At 47.4% G+C, this 18,186-nt stretch carries 13 protein-coding genes; 7 read left to right on the top strand and 6 right to left on the bottom strand.

The window, feature by feature from the left end:
* Nucleotides 1-237 precede the first annotated feature (237 nt).
* The 3 genes from QUA74_RS13165 to QUA74_RS13155 all read left to right on the top strand — a co-directional run bounded on the left by QUA74_RS13165 (nt 238) and on the right by QUA74_RS13155 (nt 3,960).
* Entirely contained in the window at nt 238-1,842 is a 1,605-nt protein-coding gene (locus QUA74_RS13165) for a metallophosphoesterase (RefSeq protein WP_333329248.1), read from the top strand.
* Between the two features lie 145 nt (nt 1,843-1,987).
* A complete protein-coding gene (locus QUA74_RS13160) occupies nt 1,988-2,716 on the top strand; it encodes a DUF3891 family protein (RefSeq protein ID WP_333329245.1) in 729 nt (242 codons plus the stop codon).
* A 275-nt stretch (nt 2,717-2,991) separates the two neighbouring features.
* Nucleotides 2,992-3,960: a YegS/Rv2252/BmrU family lipid kinase gene (locus QUA74_RS13155; RefSeq protein ID WP_333329242.1), complete on the top strand. Its 969-nt coding sequence runs from the start codon at nt 2,992-2,994 to the stop codon at nt 3,958-3,960.
* A 52-nt stretch (nt 3,961-4,012) separates the two neighbouring features.
* Here the strand turns inward: QUA74_RS13155 and QUA74_RS13150 are convergent, their stop codons facing one another.
* Nucleotides 4,013-4,369, bottom strand: coding sequence for a hypothetical protein (locus QUA74_RS13150; RefSeq protein WP_333329239.1), 357 nt, complete (start codon nt 4,367-4,369; stop codon nt 4,013-4,015).
* Nucleotides 4,370-4,746: 377 nt separating this feature from the next.
* Here QUA74_RS13150 and QUA74_RS13145 point away from each other — a divergent pair, with 377 nt between their 5' ends.
* Together QUA74_RS13145 and QUA74_RS13140 are read left to right on the top strand one after the other, a co-directional pair.
* Nucleotides 4,747-9,237, top strand: coding sequence for a WD40 domain-containing protein (locus QUA74_RS13145; protein WP_333329236.1), 4,491 nt, complete (start codon nt 4,747-4,749; stop codon nt 9,235-9,237).
* Nucleotides 9,238-9,256: 19 nt separating this feature from the next.
* Entirely contained in the window at nt 9,257-9,472 is a 216-nt protein-coding gene (locus QUA74_RS13140) for a hypothetical protein (protein ID WP_333329233.1), read from the top strand.
* A 196-nt stretch (nt 9,473-9,668) separates the two neighbouring features.
* On the opposite strand, the gene QUA74_RS13135 is transcribed toward QUA74_RS13140, so the two are convergent.
* The 3 genes from QUA74_RS13135 to QUA74_RS13125 form a co-directional block, all read right to left on the bottom strand.
* Nucleotides 9,669-11,396 (bottom strand): ABC transporter ATP-binding protein, encoded by a 1,728-nt coding sequence (locus tag QUA74_RS13135; protein WP_333329230.1) that lies wholly within the window; start codon nt 11,394-11,396, stop codon nt 9,669-9,671.
* A gap of 80 nt (nt 11,397-11,476) precedes the next feature.
* Entirely contained in the window at nt 11,477-11,959 is a 483-nt protein-coding gene (locus tag QUA74_RS13130; RefSeq protein ID WP_333329227.1) for an FxLYD domain-containing protein, read from the bottom strand.
* 181 nt (nt 11,960-12,140) lie between these two features.
* A complete protein-coding gene (locus QUA74_RS13125; protein ID WP_333329224.1) occupies nt 12,141-13,844 on the bottom strand; it encodes an NAD(P)/FAD-dependent oxidoreductase in 1,704 nt (567 codons plus the stop codon).
* Nucleotides 13,845-13,937: 93 nt separating this feature from the next.
* Between QUA74_RS13125 and QUA74_RS13120 the strand changes: the two genes are divergently transcribed.
* The gene (locus tag QUA74_RS13120; RefSeq protein WP_333329221.1) at nt 13,938-14,849 is read left to right on the top strand and encodes a PPC domain-containing protein; all 912 of its coding nucleotides are present in this window, start codon (nt 13,938-13,940) and stop codon (nt 14,847-14,849) included.
* Between the two features lie 286 nt (nt 14,850-15,135).
* Here the strand turns inward: QUA74_RS13120 and QUA74_RS13115 are convergent, their stop codons facing one another.
* Nucleotides 15,136-15,732, bottom strand: a complete 597-nt coding sequence (locus QUA74_RS13115; RefSeq protein WP_333329218.1) for a hypothetical protein — start codon at nt 15,730-15,732, stop codon at nt 15,136-15,138.
* A gap of 45 nt (nt 15,733-15,777) precedes the next feature.
* Nucleotides 15,778-16,953, bottom strand: a complete 1,176-nt coding sequence (gene ribD / locus QUA74_RS13110) for a bifunctional diaminohydroxyphosphoribosylaminopyrimidine deaminase/5-amino-6-(5-phosphoribosylamino)uracil reductase RibD (protein WP_333329216.1) — start codon at nt 16,951-16,953, stop codon at nt 15,778-15,780.
* 315 nt (nt 16,954-17,268) lie between these two features.
* Between ribD and QUA74_RS13105 the strand changes: the two genes are divergently transcribed.
* Nucleotides 17,269-18,129 (top strand): FAD-binding domain-containing protein, encoded by an 861-nt coding sequence (locus QUA74_RS13105; protein ID WP_333329214.1) that lies wholly within the window; start codon nt 17,269-17,271, stop codon nt 18,127-18,129.
* The last annotated feature ends 57 nt before the right edge of the window (nt 18,130-18,186 follow it).

Genomic DNA, 18,186 nt, shown 5'->3' with positions numbered 1-18,186 from the left:
AAAGGCCCGACGACCTGTTCCACAAAGAGTGAATTTTATTGTGGGGTGAACCCCAGAACCCGCCCATAACAGGCTGATTGAGAATCGTGTAATATGTCAGTTGTCAGGCAGTATTGTCGTCAAAAACCCGGTTTCTGACCACCCGTGCGTCGATTTTCAGCTTTTAGAGAGATGTAAAAACTCGACCGATCGCTACACTATTAACTAGGAACTCAGCAATTTTGGAGAAGAGGTGAATTGAAATTCGTTTCCGACCCGCAAATAAAAGTCAAAATCCGCAAAATGAACGAGCGGGTGCGGTGGCAAGAACAGTCGATCGTCGATCGGGGAATCGACCAAACTCGGATAGTTTTGGCATCTCCAACCACCGACTCTGCAGAGTTTTCGTTTTTAGTCGTAGGCGACAGCGGCACGGGCAACCACCGCGGGCACAATCCCCAGCGGCAGATTGCCGAACAGATGGTCTCCGAGCGCGAAAATTGCCGTTTTGTCCTCCACACCGGCGATGTCGTTTATCTCGTAGGTTCCAGCGAATATTACTTGCAAAACTTTATTCGCCCCTACCGAGAATTTATAGTCGGGGGCGAGCATCCCTCTCGGATTGCCTACGATCGCATGGTGTTTAATTTTCCGTTTTTGCCCGTACCAGGAAACCACGACTATTACGACTTGCCGATAGTCTACGGCCTTCTCTCAGCGACAGCTTTGCCGCTGCGGCGGCTGTTGGGTGCCAAGTTGGATCTCGATGTCGGCTGGCACGGTTCCGATCGCGGAAATACCTACGCCAAAGCCTTTCTGGACTACCTCAAAGCTCACAAAATGCCGGGAGAGCTCGATCGCCACCTAGACGCCCACTACACCGCCAGCACCAGCACAGGCCGCTGCATCCGCTACCAACCCGGACGTTTTACCCGCTTACCCAACCGCTATTACACGTTCCGCAGCGGCGGCATCGACTTTTTCGCCCTCGACTCCAACACCTTCAACGAGCCCTTACCGATCCCGAAAACCAAACAGGGCGACATTCGCCGCCAGAATTTGGAATTTGATCGGCAGAAGTTGGAACAAGAAAAATTGGCAATGCTCGAAATGTGCGATCGGCTCAACCCCGAAATTCCCGAGGAAGCCGAACAGCTAGACGACTTGGCCGCCAAGTTAGAGCAAGTTGACGAAATGTTGATGGATATTGACAAACAACTGTCGTCCCACAAAACAGCCGCCACTGACGTTGAACAGCTCGAATGGCTGAAAAAAAGACTGATTGACTCTTGGCGCGATTCCGAGGTGCGGGGGCGGGTAATTTACCTGCACCATCCCCCCTACGTGACCGAGGCGACAAAGTGGAATCAAGCTCAAACTTTGGCGGTTCGGTTGCGATTGCGCGAGGTGCTCGACGGGGTGGCCGATGCCATTGGGGGGGCGGCGCGCGGTCGTCCGCTAGTAGATTTGGTACTGACTGGCCACGCTCACTGTTTGGAATACCTGCGGACTGGGGATACGGGCCACGGCGACTCTGGGATTAATTGGATTGTCTGCGGGGGAAGCGGCCACAGTCTCCGCCGCCAGCGCCCGGAAGGGCCGGTGTTGGAGGAACCATCGAGTCCAGAAGCTTATCGGTTGGCGCGTGAGGGCGGGCGATCGCAAAAAGGCGATCGGCGGATAGCGGAATCTTTGTTATTTGTCGGCCGCAGCGGCCAAGGTTCCCACAAACGCCGTCCTTATTCGTGTTTGCGGATTGATGTTCTCGACGGGTGTCCCCCCAAATTTAGAGTCAGACCTTTGGTTGTCGAACGATTTGAGGGGAAATGGCAGGAGATCTCGATCGAACCTTTTGTGATTTAACTTTCGTTTTTCTGTAAGTCTCGATCGCCCTTAAAAAGGTGGACTTTGACCGATTCCGGTTCCCCCCTTTTTTAGGCTGGGGGAGATCGAAAGCCGAATGCTCGCACAAAATACTCGTATCAACTTAATTCAGGACAAAAATTCAATGATTGCTAACTTAACCCCTACTGGCTGGGAAATTATTTACCACCGCGCCCACGCTTTGCTCGCGGCCCAACTTGGCGGACACTGGAAGCGCTCGAAATCTCCTATTCGCTTGTACGAAACCATAGCGGCGATTTCGCATCACGACGATTTGGAGAAAGAGTGGGAAGAACATATATTGACTGAAGCGGGCGCGCCCTTAGATTTTACCTTGCAGACGGAAACGTCTCTGCCGAAAATTAAAGCCATGACGCAGAATGCGCTATATCGCGGTAGGTGGGTAGCAATGCTGATTTCTATGCACATGAGCTTTCTCACTGAAGGAAAGCGGGGAGAGTCGAAGGAACTCGACGAGTTTTTGGACGAACAACTGGAAAATCAAAAAAAATGGCGCGAGGAGTTGAAGATTTATAAAGAAGAGGCCGAATCAGCTTATGCTTTTTTCCAGTGGTGCGATCGGCTATCATTAATTCTTTGCAGCCGCGAGTTACCCGCCGGCGAACGAGCTTTAGAAATTAGTGTCGGCCCCGACGGCAAGCGCTACGATATTGTACAGAACAGCAACGAACTCGTGACTGTAACTCCTTGGCCTTTTGAAGAAGATAAGTTTACTGTGAACGTCGAAGCGTGCCATTTGGATCGAGTCCAGTTCGACAGCAACGAGGAAATCAAAGAAGCGCTGCACAAAGCTCCGCGCGAAGTCTTAGAGTGGACTTTTGTCAAGTCTTAATTAAGCCTTTGAAAAATAGGTGAGGGTTGTTGTCGGAGTTTGGCGGGCCTTGCACGTGTGTAAACTTAAGGTTACAACCATGTCTAAATCAGGGTTATAGTTGAGTCTTGATCCCCCCTAACCCCCCTTAATAAGGGGGGGACAAGAACACTCACAGTCAACCCCTACTCCCCTTATTAATGGAGATTTAGGGGGATCGAAACTTCGATACCAACGAAAAAAAATCGAGGGTTTCAGTTCAGCCATTACCCATTACCAATTACCTATTACCAAATATGAAACGTTCAGCTTGCCTAATTTTTAATCCCGTCGCCGGCAACAGCGACCCCGACCAAGACTTAGCTAGAATTCAGGAACTTTTAGAGCCTTTTATTGACTTAGACATTCGGCTGACAACCCCAGAATTAGACGCCGATCAAATCGCCCGTGAAGCAGTTGCTAGGGGAGTTGAGGCAATTATTGCTTCCGGGGGCGACGGCACATTATCCGCGGTCGCTGGGGCGATTGTCAGCACAAATATTCCTTTAGGAATTATTTCGCGGGGAACTGCTAATGCTTTTGCTAATGCTTTAGACATTCCCAATACTATTGACACCGCCTGCGAAACTATTTTGGGAGGGTTGACGCGGGTGGTAGATGCGGCGATTTGCAACGGTAAAATGCCGATGGTTTTGTTGGCTGGAGTGGGTTTTGAGGCGGAAACTGTCGAACTAGCCGATCGCGAAATGAAGAATCGCTGGGGAATGCTGGCTTACATTTTATCGGGAATTAAACAGTTAAACAATTTAGAAAGGTTTGAAGCGGAAATCGAAACCGAAGATAAAATTATCAGCGTTACTGCTGTGGCGGTGACGGTGGCGAATGCAGCGCCGGCTACTTCCATTTTAGCTCAAGGGCCTGCCGGGATTATTGTTGATGACGGCTTGCTGGATGTGACGCTGGTGGCGCCTCAGAATAAAGCTGGGGCGATCGCAGCTTCTTATCATCTATTGCAAACAGCTTTGAGCGGCAATCCTACCGATCGCGACGACATCGGTTATTTACGGGCAAAAAAAGTAACTATTAGTGCCGATCCGCCTCAAAAAGTGGTTGTAGACGGGGAAATCTTCGGCATGACTCCGGTTTCTATTGAGTGCATTCCGGGAGGTTTAACTATTTTTGTACCGCGAGTTGAAGAAGAGCCCGTGGTAGAAAAACTCACTGGTTTAGCGGACATCGAAATTACATTGAAACCCGTAACTTAAAACTTTTAGCGACCCAAAAAATAAGAAAGACCGCCCGGGCGGTCTTTAATTTTTATGCGTCTAAAATTTGGCGAATTCGGCGCTCTAAAAGTTCGAGATCGAGTCCGCCTTCATCGCGGCTGATGCGGCGCACGGTGACGTTAACATTGCTCAAATCTGCCAGCAAATCTTGCAGAATTTCTTGTTGCTGCCGAGCTTGAGTTATTTCGCGCGGTTCCTGCACCAAATCGCGCACGATCGTATCTTCACCACGCGAAGCAACGATCGGGTCTGCTTCGCCGTCTATATGCACAAAAGTGCGCCTACCAGGCCCCCGTTCATCTTCAATTGGTATTACTGCTGTTACTCGATCGGAGCGTACATATTTGCCAAATCCCAGGTGGACTAAGACAGAAGATTGTATTTTCATAGACCGCAAAATTTATTTGTTAGTTATCTATATTTTAACTTTTGCACTATGATATAACAACTAATTTTAGAGCTATTTATACTACCATATGTGTCGGTTTTTTCGGTGTTTTATAGTTGTCAATTTTTCTAAAATATGCTAAGTTAATTAACTAGATATAACTTACCAAGGGTGGGTCAGAAACCGGGTTTTTTAGGAAAATACTTCGCTCCTACCAGCAGATTCGGTAAAAACCCGGTTTCTTTAGTCGGAGCGCGTAAATCCTGTTAACATAAAAATAGAGCAGTTTGCGATCGCCCGCAGCGCATTTCAGGGACACAGCCTACCGATTCTAGATTTGAGCATTACTTCCCCGGAAAAACAGGAAAGCCTAAATCATGTTAATTAGTCTCGACTTAGTTATCAGCCTCCTGACTACAATTCCCTTCGGCACTATCAAAGACAAGTTTCAACGCAACGAAACTGTCATCAAAATCTTAAAAAAATTTAACCTTGACCCCGATGCTCCGCCCGCAGATTTTAGCGGAGTTTATGTTTATACTTTAGTAGAATACGGCGCTGGCAAACCCAAGCAGATTTTAGAACTGTTTCGCCAAAAAGAGATTGAATCAGCATTTCGCAAAGCCTTCGAGTCCGATAGCCCAGCCATTTTAATTAAAGCAGGCGATGAATATCTGAATGAGAGTGCTTTAGGCAAAGAAATTCGAGATTTAGGCATTGACCCCAGACGGGAATTCATGGCATTTGCGGCCGTGTTTATGGAAGTAGCAAAGCGGACGCGGACGCTGGGAGATGTGATGATGGGAAATTCGATCGCCTCTTTGCAAAAACGCCTATCTATGGTAATGGATCGCATCGAACGCCTCCCCACTATCGAAGGAATTCGCACCGAATTTGCGCGGTTGGAAGCTGAAGATTATCCCGCACTTCCCGCAGCATCAACGAATATTCAAAAGTCTCAAGCTTTTATTTTATCACAACAAGTTCGTGGTTGGTTTGAAACATTAAGTTATAAGTTTGAAACCTATCAAATCTCGGAAGATAACTATTTTGAATGGATTATCAATGTCCCGGTTAGACGCAATCGGTACGATCGCATTTTAGTGCGCGGAATTGCTGGAGAAGCGGGACTCAGAGACATCTCAGCCTTGCGCGACTCGGTGGAAAAACAGCGCACCGATGAAGGGTGGTTAGTCACAGCCCGCCGCATCAGTCGCGCCGCGCGGGATGAGGTAGAGAAAGCCGAAAATCGTAATTTAGCTTGCTATACGTTTGATGAATTACTCGACCAAGATGCCGATTTTACCGCTTATCTGGATTGGCTAGAAACAGAAATTACCAGCCGAGAAATTGATACCAAATATGTGCCGCTAGCCTGTACAAAAGAAGAAATTGACCCCGATACTCACCGCAAGATAGGCGTGAGTCATTATGACGGGCGAGATGGCTGGATTGAAGGTTATATTGACCTCTGGTTGAATGACCCAGTAAAAGAACATATTTCAGTTTTAGGAGAATTTGGAACCGGGAAAACTTGGTTTGCGATGCACTATGCTTGGATGGCATTGCAACGCTATCGAGAGGCTCAAAAGCGCGGTTTAGAACGTCCGCGTTTACCGTTAGTAATTCCTTTGCGAGATTACGCCAAAGCAGTTAGTGTCGAGTCGCTGTTTTCCGAGTTTTTCTTTCGGAAACACGAGATACCTTTAGCGGGTTATTCGGCTTTTGAACAACTGAATCGCATGGGCAAATTTCTACTAATTTTCGATGGTTTTGATGAAATGGCCGCCAAGTGCGATCGGCAGGAAACCATCAACAACTTCTGGGAACTAGCAAAAGCCGTCGTTCCCGGCGCAAAAGTCATCCTCACTTGCCGTACCGAACACTTTCCTGAAGGCAAGGAAGGACGGGCATTGTTCAATGCAGAACTGCAAGCATCAACAACCATTTTAACGGGCGAAACTCCCCAATTTGAAGTCTTAGAATTAGAGAAATTTAACGACGAGCAAATTGGGCAAGCGCTGTCATTTCAAACAGAAGCCGCGACTGTCGAAAAAGTGATGGGAAACCCGCAGTTATTGGATTTAGCGCGTCGCCCGGTGATGACCGAGTTAATTTTGGAAGCATTGCCCGATATTGAAGCTGGAAAACCAGTCGATATGTCGCGGATTTATCTGTATGCGGTGCGGCGGAAGATAGAGAGAGATATCAAAGCAGAACGTACTTTTACTTCTGTAGCAGATAAGCTTTACTTTTTGTGCGAACTGTCTTGGGAAATGCTGTCTACCAACCAAATGAGTATCAATTATCGCAGTTTTCCCGATCGCATTCGAGGCCTGTTTGGTTCCGTCGTACAAGAGGAAAAAGACTTAGACCACTGGCACTACGACATGATGGGTCAAACGATGCTAATCCGCAATGCAGATGGCGATTATGCTCCGGCGCACCGTTCGTTGTTAGAGTTTTTTGTCGCTTATAAATTTGCAGCGGAATTGGGAGTTTTGGCCGCAGATTTTACCGAATTAGTTGCGCCGGAACAGTCTTGTTTAGATGCTAATGCAGCGCCTCAAGAATACACTTGGTCTAATTATTGTCCATTGCAAGCCCAGAAGAGAAATAAGGGTGAACTTATAGCAGCTTTGCAGGGATTTGTTGCTGAAGATGTAGGGCAACTCCGTCAGAGTTTTGGACACGCGCCGCTGACAAAAGCAGTGATGGATTTGTTGTTACCAATGGTAGGGGCGGTGTCCTCGTGCCGGCCCTGCCTCGATGTAGGGGCAGCTACGGAGAAATTATTGGAAATTGTGGAAGCAACGCGGGGAAAAACAGAAAGTGAGGTAGGTTATGTGGGAGGGAATGCGGCGACGCTGTTGGTGAAAATCGATCGCACTGCGTTAGAAGCAAAAGACCTTTCTCGTGCGGTTATTTTAGGCGCTGATTTTACAAATGCGACGCTGCGTCGCGTCAACTTTGCTGAAGCTAATTTGGCTAATTCTGATTTTACTAAAATCTTCAGCAGCGTGCGATCGGTCATATTTAGCCCTGATGGGAAACTGTTAGCTACAGGTGATACTGATAGCATAGTTCGCTTGTGGGAAGCTAGCAGTTGCAGAGAAATATTGACCTGTAAAGGACATACCAACGTGGTGGAGTCAGTCGCCTTCAGTCCTGACGGCAAAATACTTGCTAGCGCCAGTTATGACAAAACGATCGAGTTATGGGATGTCAAGACTGGTGAATGTTTAAAAGTTTTCCAGGGACATACCGAATCAGTAATGTCAGTCACCTTCAATCCCGATGGAAATATACTCGCTAGCGGGAGTTTCGATCGCACGATAAGGTTATGGGATATCCGCACCGGTGAATGCCTCAAAATTTTGCAGGGTCATACTAAAGTTGTATGTTCAGTTGCTTTCCATCCTGTTGATGAAATGCTTGCCAGTGGCAGCGGCGACAATACAGTAAGGCTGTGGAATGTCGGTACTGGTGAATGCCTCAAAATTTTGCACGGTCATACTAAAACCGTGTTTTCAATAGCTTTCCATCCTGCTAGTGAAATACTTGCTAGTGGCAGCGGCGACAAAACAGTGAAGCTGTGGAATATTGGTAGCGGTGAATGTCTCAAAACTTTGGAGGGACATTTCGATCAAATAAAGTCGATCGCCTTTAGCCCAAATGGCGAAATACTTGCAAGTGGCAGTCACGATCGCACAGCAAAACTGTGGGATATCAACAGCGGTGAATGCTTGAATACTTTGCAAGGGCATAACGATCGAGTAGGGTCAGTTGCCTTCCATCCTGGGGGTGAAATACTTGTTAGCGGCAGTTACGATAAAACGCTGAAGCTGTGGGATATCAACAGCGGTGAATGCTTGAATACACTGCAAGGGCATAGCAATCAAGTAAGGTGGATCGCCTTCAGTCCCAACGGTGAAAGGCTGGCCAGCGGCGATGACGCGCAAACAGTCAAGCTGTGGGATGTCAGCAGCGGTGAGTGCCTCCAAATTTTGCACGGGCATCTCGATCGGGTAAACTTAGTTGCCTTCAATCCTTCGGGTCAAATACTTGCCAGCGCTAGTTATGACCAAACACTGAAACTGTGGGATATTCGCAGTGGTGAATGCCTTCATACTTTGCCAGAATTTGGCAATGAAACACGATCGATAGCCTTCAGTCCAAATGGTGAAATACTTGCCAGTGCAGGTTATGACCAAACGGTGAAGCTGTGGGATATCGGTACTGGCGAATGCCTCAAAACGTTGCACGGGCATAACAATTCTGTACACTCGGCTGCTTTCAGTCCTTTGGGCGAGATATTTGCCAGTGCAGGTTTTGACGGAACGGTGAGGCTGTGGGATATCCATACTGGTGAATGCCTCCACATCTTACAGGGGCATACGGGTTGGGCGCGGGCGATCGCCTTTAGCCATAACGGTGAAATACTTGCCAGTGGAGGTATCGATCGAACAATAAGACTATGGGATGTCCGCAGTGGTGAATGTTTCCAAATCTTGCATGGGCATACTGATTGGATACGTTCAGTTGCCTTTAGTTATTCTGGTGAAATAGTTGCTAGTGGAAGTGTAGATGGAACGGTAAGAATATGGGATATCCGTACAGGTGAATGTCTAAAAATTTTGCAAGGTCATACCAGTAGAATTAACTCAGTTGCCTTCAGTTCAAATGAAAAAATTATTGCTGCTTGTAGTCGGGATGGCACAATTATACTTTGGGATGTTGAGACGGGTGAGTGCCTCAAAATACTTAAAAGTGATAGACCTTATGAGGAGATGAATATCACGGGCGTTACGGGTTTAACTGAAGTTGAGAAAGCCACGCTCAAAGCTTTAGGGGCTGTGGAAAATTAATCGTCGCAAAGGAGGAAGTATGCAGTCAGCAATACGGATTACAACCAAAGTTCTGGCAGGAAATAAACTTGAAATTCAAGTGCCGCCTGGATCGGTGGGCGAAGAAGTTGAAGTTTTTGTGATTATACCAGAAAAGCCTTGGAAAACTTTTTTTGATAGTTTGAATATGTTTTCTGACGACTTTATGCTAGTCAGAGATCAATTGTCTTTGGAGACGAGAGAGGCTTTTGAATGAAATTTTTGCTAGATTAGGACTTACGCACGGGTAGTCAGAAACCGGGTTTTTTCGACAATACTTCGTTGAGGTCAGCAGATTCGGCCAAAAACCCGGTTTCTTGTCGAAGTGCGCGCGGGTAACAAGAAACCGGGTTTTTTCCAGAATACTTGGTTGAGGCCAGCAGAAACGGCTAAAAACCCGGTTTGTAACGTACCTACTGACTAAACTGTTGAGCGTAGTAGCCAGCATATCGAGATCCCTTTTCCAGCAACTCCTCGTGCGTGCCAGATTCTACAATTCTGCCTTTTTCCAAAACTAAAATGCGATCGGCTTTCCGTACAGTAGCCAAGCGGTGCGCGATAATAAACACAGTGCGATCGCGCATCAATCTTTCCAACGCTTCCTGTACCAAAGCTTCCGACTCCGAATCCAGCGCCGATGTAGCTTCATCAAGTACCAGAATTCGCGGAGCGAGCAAAACTGCACGGGCGATCGCAATTCTTTGTTTTTGACCGCCAGATAAGTTTACACCCCTTTCCCCCACCCAAGTTTGATAACCGTCGGGAAACTCACTAATAAATTGATGGGCGTTGGCAATCTCAGCAGCTTTTTGAACATCTTTTAGTTCATAATACGATCGCCCAAAAGCAATATTTTGAGCAATTGTACCCGAAAATAAAATCGTTTCTTGCGGCACAATGCCGATTTGCCGACGCAGCGTATATAATGTCACATCTTGAATATCAATCCCATCAATTAAAATCTGTCCCGCTTGCGGATCGTAAAATCTCGGTAACAAATTTACTAAAGTAGTTTTGCCGGCACCGGATGCACCCACGAGGGCAATCATTTCTCCCGGAAGTGCCAGTAAACTCATATTTTGTAAAATCGGCGTCTCTGAGTTATAGGCAAAATTAATGTTGCGATATTCGACTTTGCCTGTAACATGGGGAAGTTCAATTGCCCCAGGCTTTTCAACTACTGTTGGTTCAATTGCTAATAGTTCAAAAATGCGATCGCTCGATGCTTCTCCCTGCTTAAAATCGCCGTAATTAGCAGTTGTAATGGCGATCGGGTCAATTAAAAGTGCCACCCCTGCGATATAACTTATAAATTGAGTACCTGTAAGATTTCCTTGAGAAATTTGCCAACCTCCCAGGAAAAAGAGCAAAATCACGCTCATCGCTTCCAGAAAACCAACTACAACGAACTGAAGTGCTTTTATTCGTTCTGACAAATACTTTGCGCGGCGGTTTTGTTCTGCTTCTTCTGCAAAGCGGGCAATTTCGTAGTCTTCAGCCACAAATGCTTTGATTAAACGAATGCCGCTGAATACTTCTGTCAGCAAAGCGGATAAATCAGAGATGCGATTTTGACTTTGCCGTGAGTAACTTAGCAGTCTTTCGCCAAACCAGCCAATTAAGATAGCCATCAGCGGTGCAATAATTAATGCACCTAAAGTTAATTGCCAGTTGAGATAAATCATATATCCCAGGACGGCAATTAGCTGCAAAACACAAGGGATCAACTGATGAAAAAATTTATTTACGACTTCGCCAATGCGGTCAATATCTTCTGTGAGGCGGTAGGATAAGTCTCCGGTTTTGGCAGTTTCAAAGTAGCCGAGATTGAGTTTTTGCAGGTGGGAGTAGACTTTTTTGCGGATTTCTAAAGCAATAGTCAAAGCTGCTTTTGCCATCAGCGTATCTTGACCGTACTGGGCTGTACCGCGAATTAGAAATATAATGGCGCTGAGTGCAGCAATTTGAGCGAAGCCTTGTAAATCTCCTTTACCTATAAATTTGGCTGTTTCGCCAACTAGCCACGCTATAATCGGCCAAAATATGGTAAATACTACGGTACAAGCTAATGCTTTACCGATGGTGTGTTTTTGGGGACGGAGGTAGGGTAAGATTTGCCAGTATGTCGATCGAGTTTTCAAGATATTTTACCTCTGGAAGTTCTGTTTTTACAGATATCTGAGCCAAAACATGATATCAGCGATCGGGCAAATCTCAACAATCATTCTTGAGCGTCTGCATGAGTCGCCTGCACCTTAGCCCCCGCGACAACTGCACCCCGAAAGGTGGCTGACTGTCCGGGTGCAAGAGTAACTGGTTGAGCGTAGATAAATCCGTTGTCAATTAAATTGCCTGACTCATCCAAAACTTCATAATTGACTTTGACATTCTTGATTGTTTTGCAGCCTTGATTAAGCACTTGACCGCTGAAAAAGTTGCCGTCATAATTAGCCGCAGCAATTGACACTTTGGCAGCGATGTTGGAACCGGGAATGCAAGTTTGGGCAGTTCCCGATGCTGGCTGTTTCTCGCACAATTTGCCCAAGTCTACTGTTTTGCCGTCGGGGGTTTTCATGTAGCAAAAGGGTTCATCAACGGGTGAACTTTGAGCAAGTGTATTTGTAAAATCGGTAAGCAAAGGGCGAGCCGATATCGGCGACATTAGCCAACTAGATAAAGCTAGTGTTAAAGGTAAAAAAATCATGTTTTTTGGCAAGAAGTTGTACATGATAATTCACATAATTTTTACGTTTGCATATCTCTATCTATGGTGCACCGAGTAATTTAAATTTTCGGGCGGGCTAGAAGCCCACCCCACAGGAATTAGATGGGTGGGCTAGGAGCAACGGCTCACAAGAATTAGATGCGCGCCGCACCTTACGAGATTATCTAATACTCGGCTTTCTATTCCTAAGATTCCGCGCTCCGGGAACTTTCCGGCTCGGACGGCGATTGTTCAAACTGCTCGCAGTTCGAGCACTCAAAGCATCAGCAGAAGGTATCAAACCCAAGTCTTGCAAAATTTCAACAGCCGCTCTTTGTCCAGTTTCGCAACCGCCTTCCATGTAACCTTGATTTTCCAGCGAAGTGTGTTCGCCGGCAAAATATAAATTGCCAACTCGTTCGCCTTCAACCCCGTACATTTGCGTCCACTGTCCGACTAAATAGCAGGCATAAGAACCTTTGAAAAAGCGTTCTCCCGGCCAATAAGCTCGCACAGCTTTGCCGGTTCGCAAATTTCTCACTCCGGGAAAAACTCTTTCAAATTGGTTCAAAAATCTTTGTGCTTGGTCTTCTGGAGTTCCGGCACCGATCGACAAACCCTGCTTTCCTCCTGTAAAATTAGTGATCAAACCGTTAGGAGTAGGAGCGAAAGGCGTAGCTTCCCAGGTATTCTGGAATCCTAAATCGCTATAAACAGAAGCAGTCGATTGATAAAGTTCCCGCCAAATTCGGCTGCGGTAGCCAGTAATTAACTTAGAATTAGTACCGTAACCCAACTGCTCGATCGCCCTACGCTTTGGTTGGGGCAAAGGTACGTTAATGTTAACGTCTCGCAGAGTGCTGAACGGTAAAGTTAACAAAACTCGCTCGTAAGTGCGCTCGAACGCGCTTAATCCCGATCGCAAATTTACCCGATAGCGGCCATCCGGCAAAAGAGTAATCGCTTCCAAAACCGTCCCCGCCTCGATCGAACCAGACAATTGACCCGCCAAACGGTTGATAATTTGACTATTACCGCCGTCAATTTGATAACGCTCATCGCTGTTGCCGTACAATTCAAAACTGCCCGCTTCAGAACCGATTAAAAACAGCAGATTTAACGCCGACTGTTCTTCAGGATCTCGACCGTATTCAGTCGTGTAAGCAATGCGGAGTAACTGCCGGACAATCGTGCTAGTATCAGCTTGGTCTACATATTCAGCGATCGAAAGATTGTCCAATCTTTCCGCTGCTTCTGTAAAATCAAGATAGCTAATTTCATCGCCAACCGCCTGCAAATCAGCAGTAATTTTACTCGCTAGCGGCGCAAAATCTGCGATTATTTGCTCAAGAGAAAAGCGGCGCCCTTCAAAGAAAAAAGTATCCTTCACAAATCCCCGCTGCACGTCAACTAAGTCGATCGCCCGCAGGCCCAATTCCGACGCCAGGGAAATCAAAGTAGTGTGGCCGGTGTCAATAAATTCTCCCCCCACGTCCGCATAAATTTGCGTTCCAGCCACCTTGGGAACCGTGCGTATCCGTCCCCCCACGCGGTTCGTTGCCTCGATTATATCGGCACGCACACCCGCTTGGCGCAAGCGATAAGCGGCCGTCAAACCCGCAATCCCTGCACCCACAACCAAAATCGGCGATCGTCCGCCCTGTTGAGCAAAAGCTCCCCCTCCCTCCCTGGTAAAAGTCGCAGCAGCCACAGCCCCTGCAGCAGCTAAACCCCCGTGCAGCAAGCGGCGACGAGATATGGCAGAATTAGGAATGCCAGCGCTCAGCATCCCCAGCAGTTCATCAGCCGGAATGCCCGTTTCCCTTGATTTCTGGGCAATACTCGCAGCGCGGCGCAGCATTGCCATCAGTGCAGATTTAGCCATAATTAAGACATCCTCACAAAACAAAACTTTGATGTAAACTGGATTCTCGATCGTGCACTTTCCAGACTAAAGTCCAGAGAGATTTTTTTAATAATGCTAACCCTCAGAACACTGTTCGACAGCAAATTTTATCTCGAAAACAACCCAGATGTCGCCGTAGCAGTTGCCAGAGGCACGGTATCGAGTCCCTTCGATCACTACCGAAAAATTGGCAAATTTGAAAATCGCGACCCGAATGCCCTGTTCGACGCCAGCTATTATTTAGACACCAATACAGATGTAGCGGTATCAGCGAAACTCAATGGCTTTTCAGCAGCCGATCACTTTATTAGATTCGGTCAATTTGAACGACGCAACCCCAACCCTTTCTTCGATGTTGGTTTCTATCTAGCAAGCAACCCAGACGTTCAGACAGCAGTTCAAACCAATCAATTTACCCCATTTGAACACTACTTCAAAGCCGGTCAATTAGAAAACCGCAAAGCCAGCGTTTTCTTCGATCCCAGCTTTTATCTAGAAAAATATCCGCTGGTAGCAGCAGCAGTCAATAGTGGGGCAGTTAGAAGTGCGATCGACCATTACATTCAATTCGGTCTACAAGAAGGATTGTTGAGCACTCTCCCCGATCCCGCCGACAATTTGATCGCAGCAAAAACCCTGGGCATTCTCACAGAAATTCAAACTGCGAGCGATTTTGTGGGAAATGCTGAACCAGCCGACATTTACAGTTTTATCCTCAATACTCCCAGCCTTTTCAGTGTAACTGTTGACGGTTTGAGTGCAGATGTTGATGTTGAATTAATTCAAGATATCAACGGCAACGGCGCAGTTGGATTAGACGATATTATTGCTTCGTCTAACAATTTAAGCACGGCTTCAGAAACAATTGTCAGCAATGGGGCTTTGCCTGCGGGGACTTATTTCGTCCGCGTTTCTCAATTTCAAGGCGATACAAATTATGACTTGAGATTGCTTTCCGCTCCTTCTCCCACGCCGCTTCTATGACATGAGGGTTTACACTCGAAGGCAGTCCAAATCTGAAGGTGGAAGACAGAATGCAGAATTAAAGAAAATTTTATGATTAAATAATTCTGCGGGTTTGTCAGTTAGATACTGTCCGGTTAATGACTTATAATATAATTGTTTGTTGTCACCCTCTTAAGAGAAGAGAAGACTTAAGTCTTCACTACAAACCTAATTATAAACTTTTGACCGTACTTGATATTAAAACAAACAATTCTCTCTTCCATCTTCCATCTTTCATTGGGCCGATCTTTCACTTATTAGTTTCTTACCCCCTGGGAGAGGGCAAAGATTGAACAGGTGCCGGAGGCCAATTAGAGCGACTTCTGGTTAGAGTAGTAGACACCAAAGCATAGCCCAAAACAGCAGGAAGCACGATCGCACTCAGAAACACGATCACCGCAGCCCAAGTCATCGTATTCGAGAGCGGGCCGTAATGAGTGCGGTAAGGGTCAAAGGTGGGTAAATTAGGCTTCGGGGCGTCCCGCAGCGCGATCGGACGTTTGAACCGCACCCGCCTGTCGTCGAGCTTTTCGAGCAAAATCCAGCCAACTTCCGCCTCTTCCTGGCACAGCTTGTGAAAAATCGCAGGATTGCGAAACAAATCGTTGCTAGCCCGCACAATCTTGTACTCCCAAACCGTCAAATCAACAGCATTAGGAGCGGGTTTGGGATTGCCATTCGAGCGCGCATTTTCAGGCGCATTAAAATTATCTTCTTGAGATTCGTACCGAGTCAAAACTTCCTCCTCCTCATCGCATTTTTGCCCCGCAGCCAATTGCTCGCGGCTCACCACTACACCCGCGAGCGCCGCCTCCAAGCCGAGACTGCCAACCATCAAACTCCAAATCAGAATTTCAACCATAAAAGGAGTTAAAAATCAAAAACTAAAAAGACTCGCTTTTAACTTTCAATCTTTAATTTTCAAATAGCCTTCCACTACACAATCTGCACCCACTGCGCGCCAAGAAACCCGCTCTAAAGTCAAAGCATCAGTCATTGCGGAAAACCCCAAATCTCCTACAGGAGTTGGAGCTCCTTGGCCGCCGACAATTTTAGGAGCAATAAAAGCCATAATTTTTTGAACTGCACCCTCAGCAATTGCCTCGGCCGCCAAAGTGCCGCCACACTCCCAGAGTACAGAAAGAAAAGATCGATCGTACAAATAAGCCATAACATTAGTCGGCGTCAGCGGCGACAATTCCACAACTTCCACCCCTTTTGCGATCAAAAATTCCTGAAATTCGCGGTTAACCCCAGGCTCAGTCAGCACCAAAGTAGCCGCCACAGAGGTTTCCCACAACCAAGCCGACTTCGGCAAATCCAAAGTGCGACTCATCACCACGCGCAGAGGATTATTCCTATCAGGCTGGTGACTTGTCAGTAGAGGATTGTCCAGACGCACCGTATTTCCCCCAACAATCACAGCATCGCAGCCGACGCGCACCCGGTGTACCTCGCTCCGAGCCTCCTCGCCTGTTACCCAAGCGCTGTGGCCGGTACTGGTAGCAATTTTACCGTCCAAAGTCATTGCATATTTCAAAATTCCAAAAGGCCGGCGGTACAAAATCCGGTGTACAAAAGCCTCGTTGAGTTTCTGGCAAGCTTCCCCTTCCACTCCCGCCACCACTTCAATGCCAGCCTCTCGCAGCCGGGCCAGCCCAGTTCCAGCTACCAAAGGATTCGGATCGACCATGCCAGCCACTACTTTTGCCACCTTGGCCTTAACTAAAGCTTCGGAACAGGGAGGAGTCCGCCCGTAGTGGTTGCAGGGTTCCAGGTTCACGTAGACGGTCGCTCCTTCGGCGAGTTCCCCCGCTTCTCGGAGCGCAAAAACTTCGGCGTGAGGTTGACCGGCACCGGGATGAAACCCTTCGCCGACAATCTTGCCGTCTCGGACAATTACAGAACCGACTAGCGGATTGGGTGCGGTTTTGCCTAGCGCGCGGCGGGCTAATTCTATACAGCGGCGCATCATGGCTCGATCGAACTCTTGAATTTCGCTGTTTTCCAGTTGTTTTGTACCTGGCTGCTGTCTGTTAGCTAAGCTGGCGATCGCTTGAGCGTCCGCCGGAAAAGTTTCCATAAGATTTTGCTATGATATCTATCCCTGAGTGTACTGTTTGATGCTAATTTTCGCTGCTAGGAGACGATCAATTGCTGCTGGGGCAAACTGTACGTTACCACTGAGATCTTGCACCATTCTCAATTAGCCTTTTATGAACAGGCAAGATGCCTGTTCCACAAAAGATAAATATTTCTTGTGGAACAGGCATCTTGCCTGTTGCTGATGTGCAAGATGTGAGTTACCAGGAGCGAAAAGCAATTTAGGGCGATCGACCCGCACGCCCGATCGAATAGCTTTAACATTAAGAAACAATAGCAGGTGCTTGAGAAAAGAATGAGTCAGGACATGAAGCGGGAATTTGCCAGCCGCGACGAATTAATTGCCTACGTGCGTGAACAGTTCCCCGAAGCCGCCGCCCGGGACAGCAGCGTACCCCCCATCCTAGGCGGGCGCAAAGCAGCCGAGACAGCCCTGCAACAAATTGACCCCGGCAATTACGCCTCAACCCGCAATTTCCTCAACGGTGCGGTAACGCGCTTGTCGCCCTATTTGCGCTACGGCGTTTTGAGTCTTGCCGAAGTCCGGGATGCCGTGCTGGAGAAGGTGGGGCATCCAGAAGATGCTGTGAAACTTGTCAACGAGTTGGGTTGGCGGGATTATTGGCAGCGACTGTACGCCGAATTGGGCAACGGGATTTGGCAAGACCGGGAAGCCTACAAAACTGGTTACACTGCTAAAGATTACAGCGAAACTCTGCCACAGGATGTCGTCGAGGGCGCGACTGGTTTGGTTTGCATCGACAGTTTCAGCCGCGAGTTGCGAGAAACTGGTTATTTGCACAACCACCAGCGGATGTGGATGGCCGCTTATCTGGTACACTGGCGCCGCGTGCGCTGGCAAGCGGGAGCTCGCTGGTTTTTGCAACATTTGCTAGATGGAGATCCCGCGAGCAATAATCTTTCTTGGCAGTGGGTAGCCAGCACTTTTAGTCACAAACCTTATTTTTTTAATCGGGAAAATTTGGAGCGTTACACTAAGGCGGTTTATTGTCGCGATTGTCCTCTGTATGGGCAATGCGATTTTGAGGGAACTTACGAATATTTGGAAGGGAAATTGTTTCCTTTGGGAGAAAAGGTCGATCGCAGCGGCGGTTCTAAAAGTTGGAACAGCCCTAAAAAAGGTCGCAGAAATTAAAAAGTTATTAGTCAGTAGTCAGTTGTCAGTAGTCAGTAGTCAACAGTCAACAGTCAA

The sequence above is a fragment of the Microcoleus sp. LAD1_D3 genome (assembly GCF_036702135.1).
Taxonomy (GTDB): Bacteria; Cyanobacteriota; Cyanobacteriia; order Cyanobacteriales; family Microcoleaceae; genus Microcoleus.
Note: the sequence above shows the minus strand (reverse complement) of the source record. Positions and strands in the feature narration are given on the sequence as shown.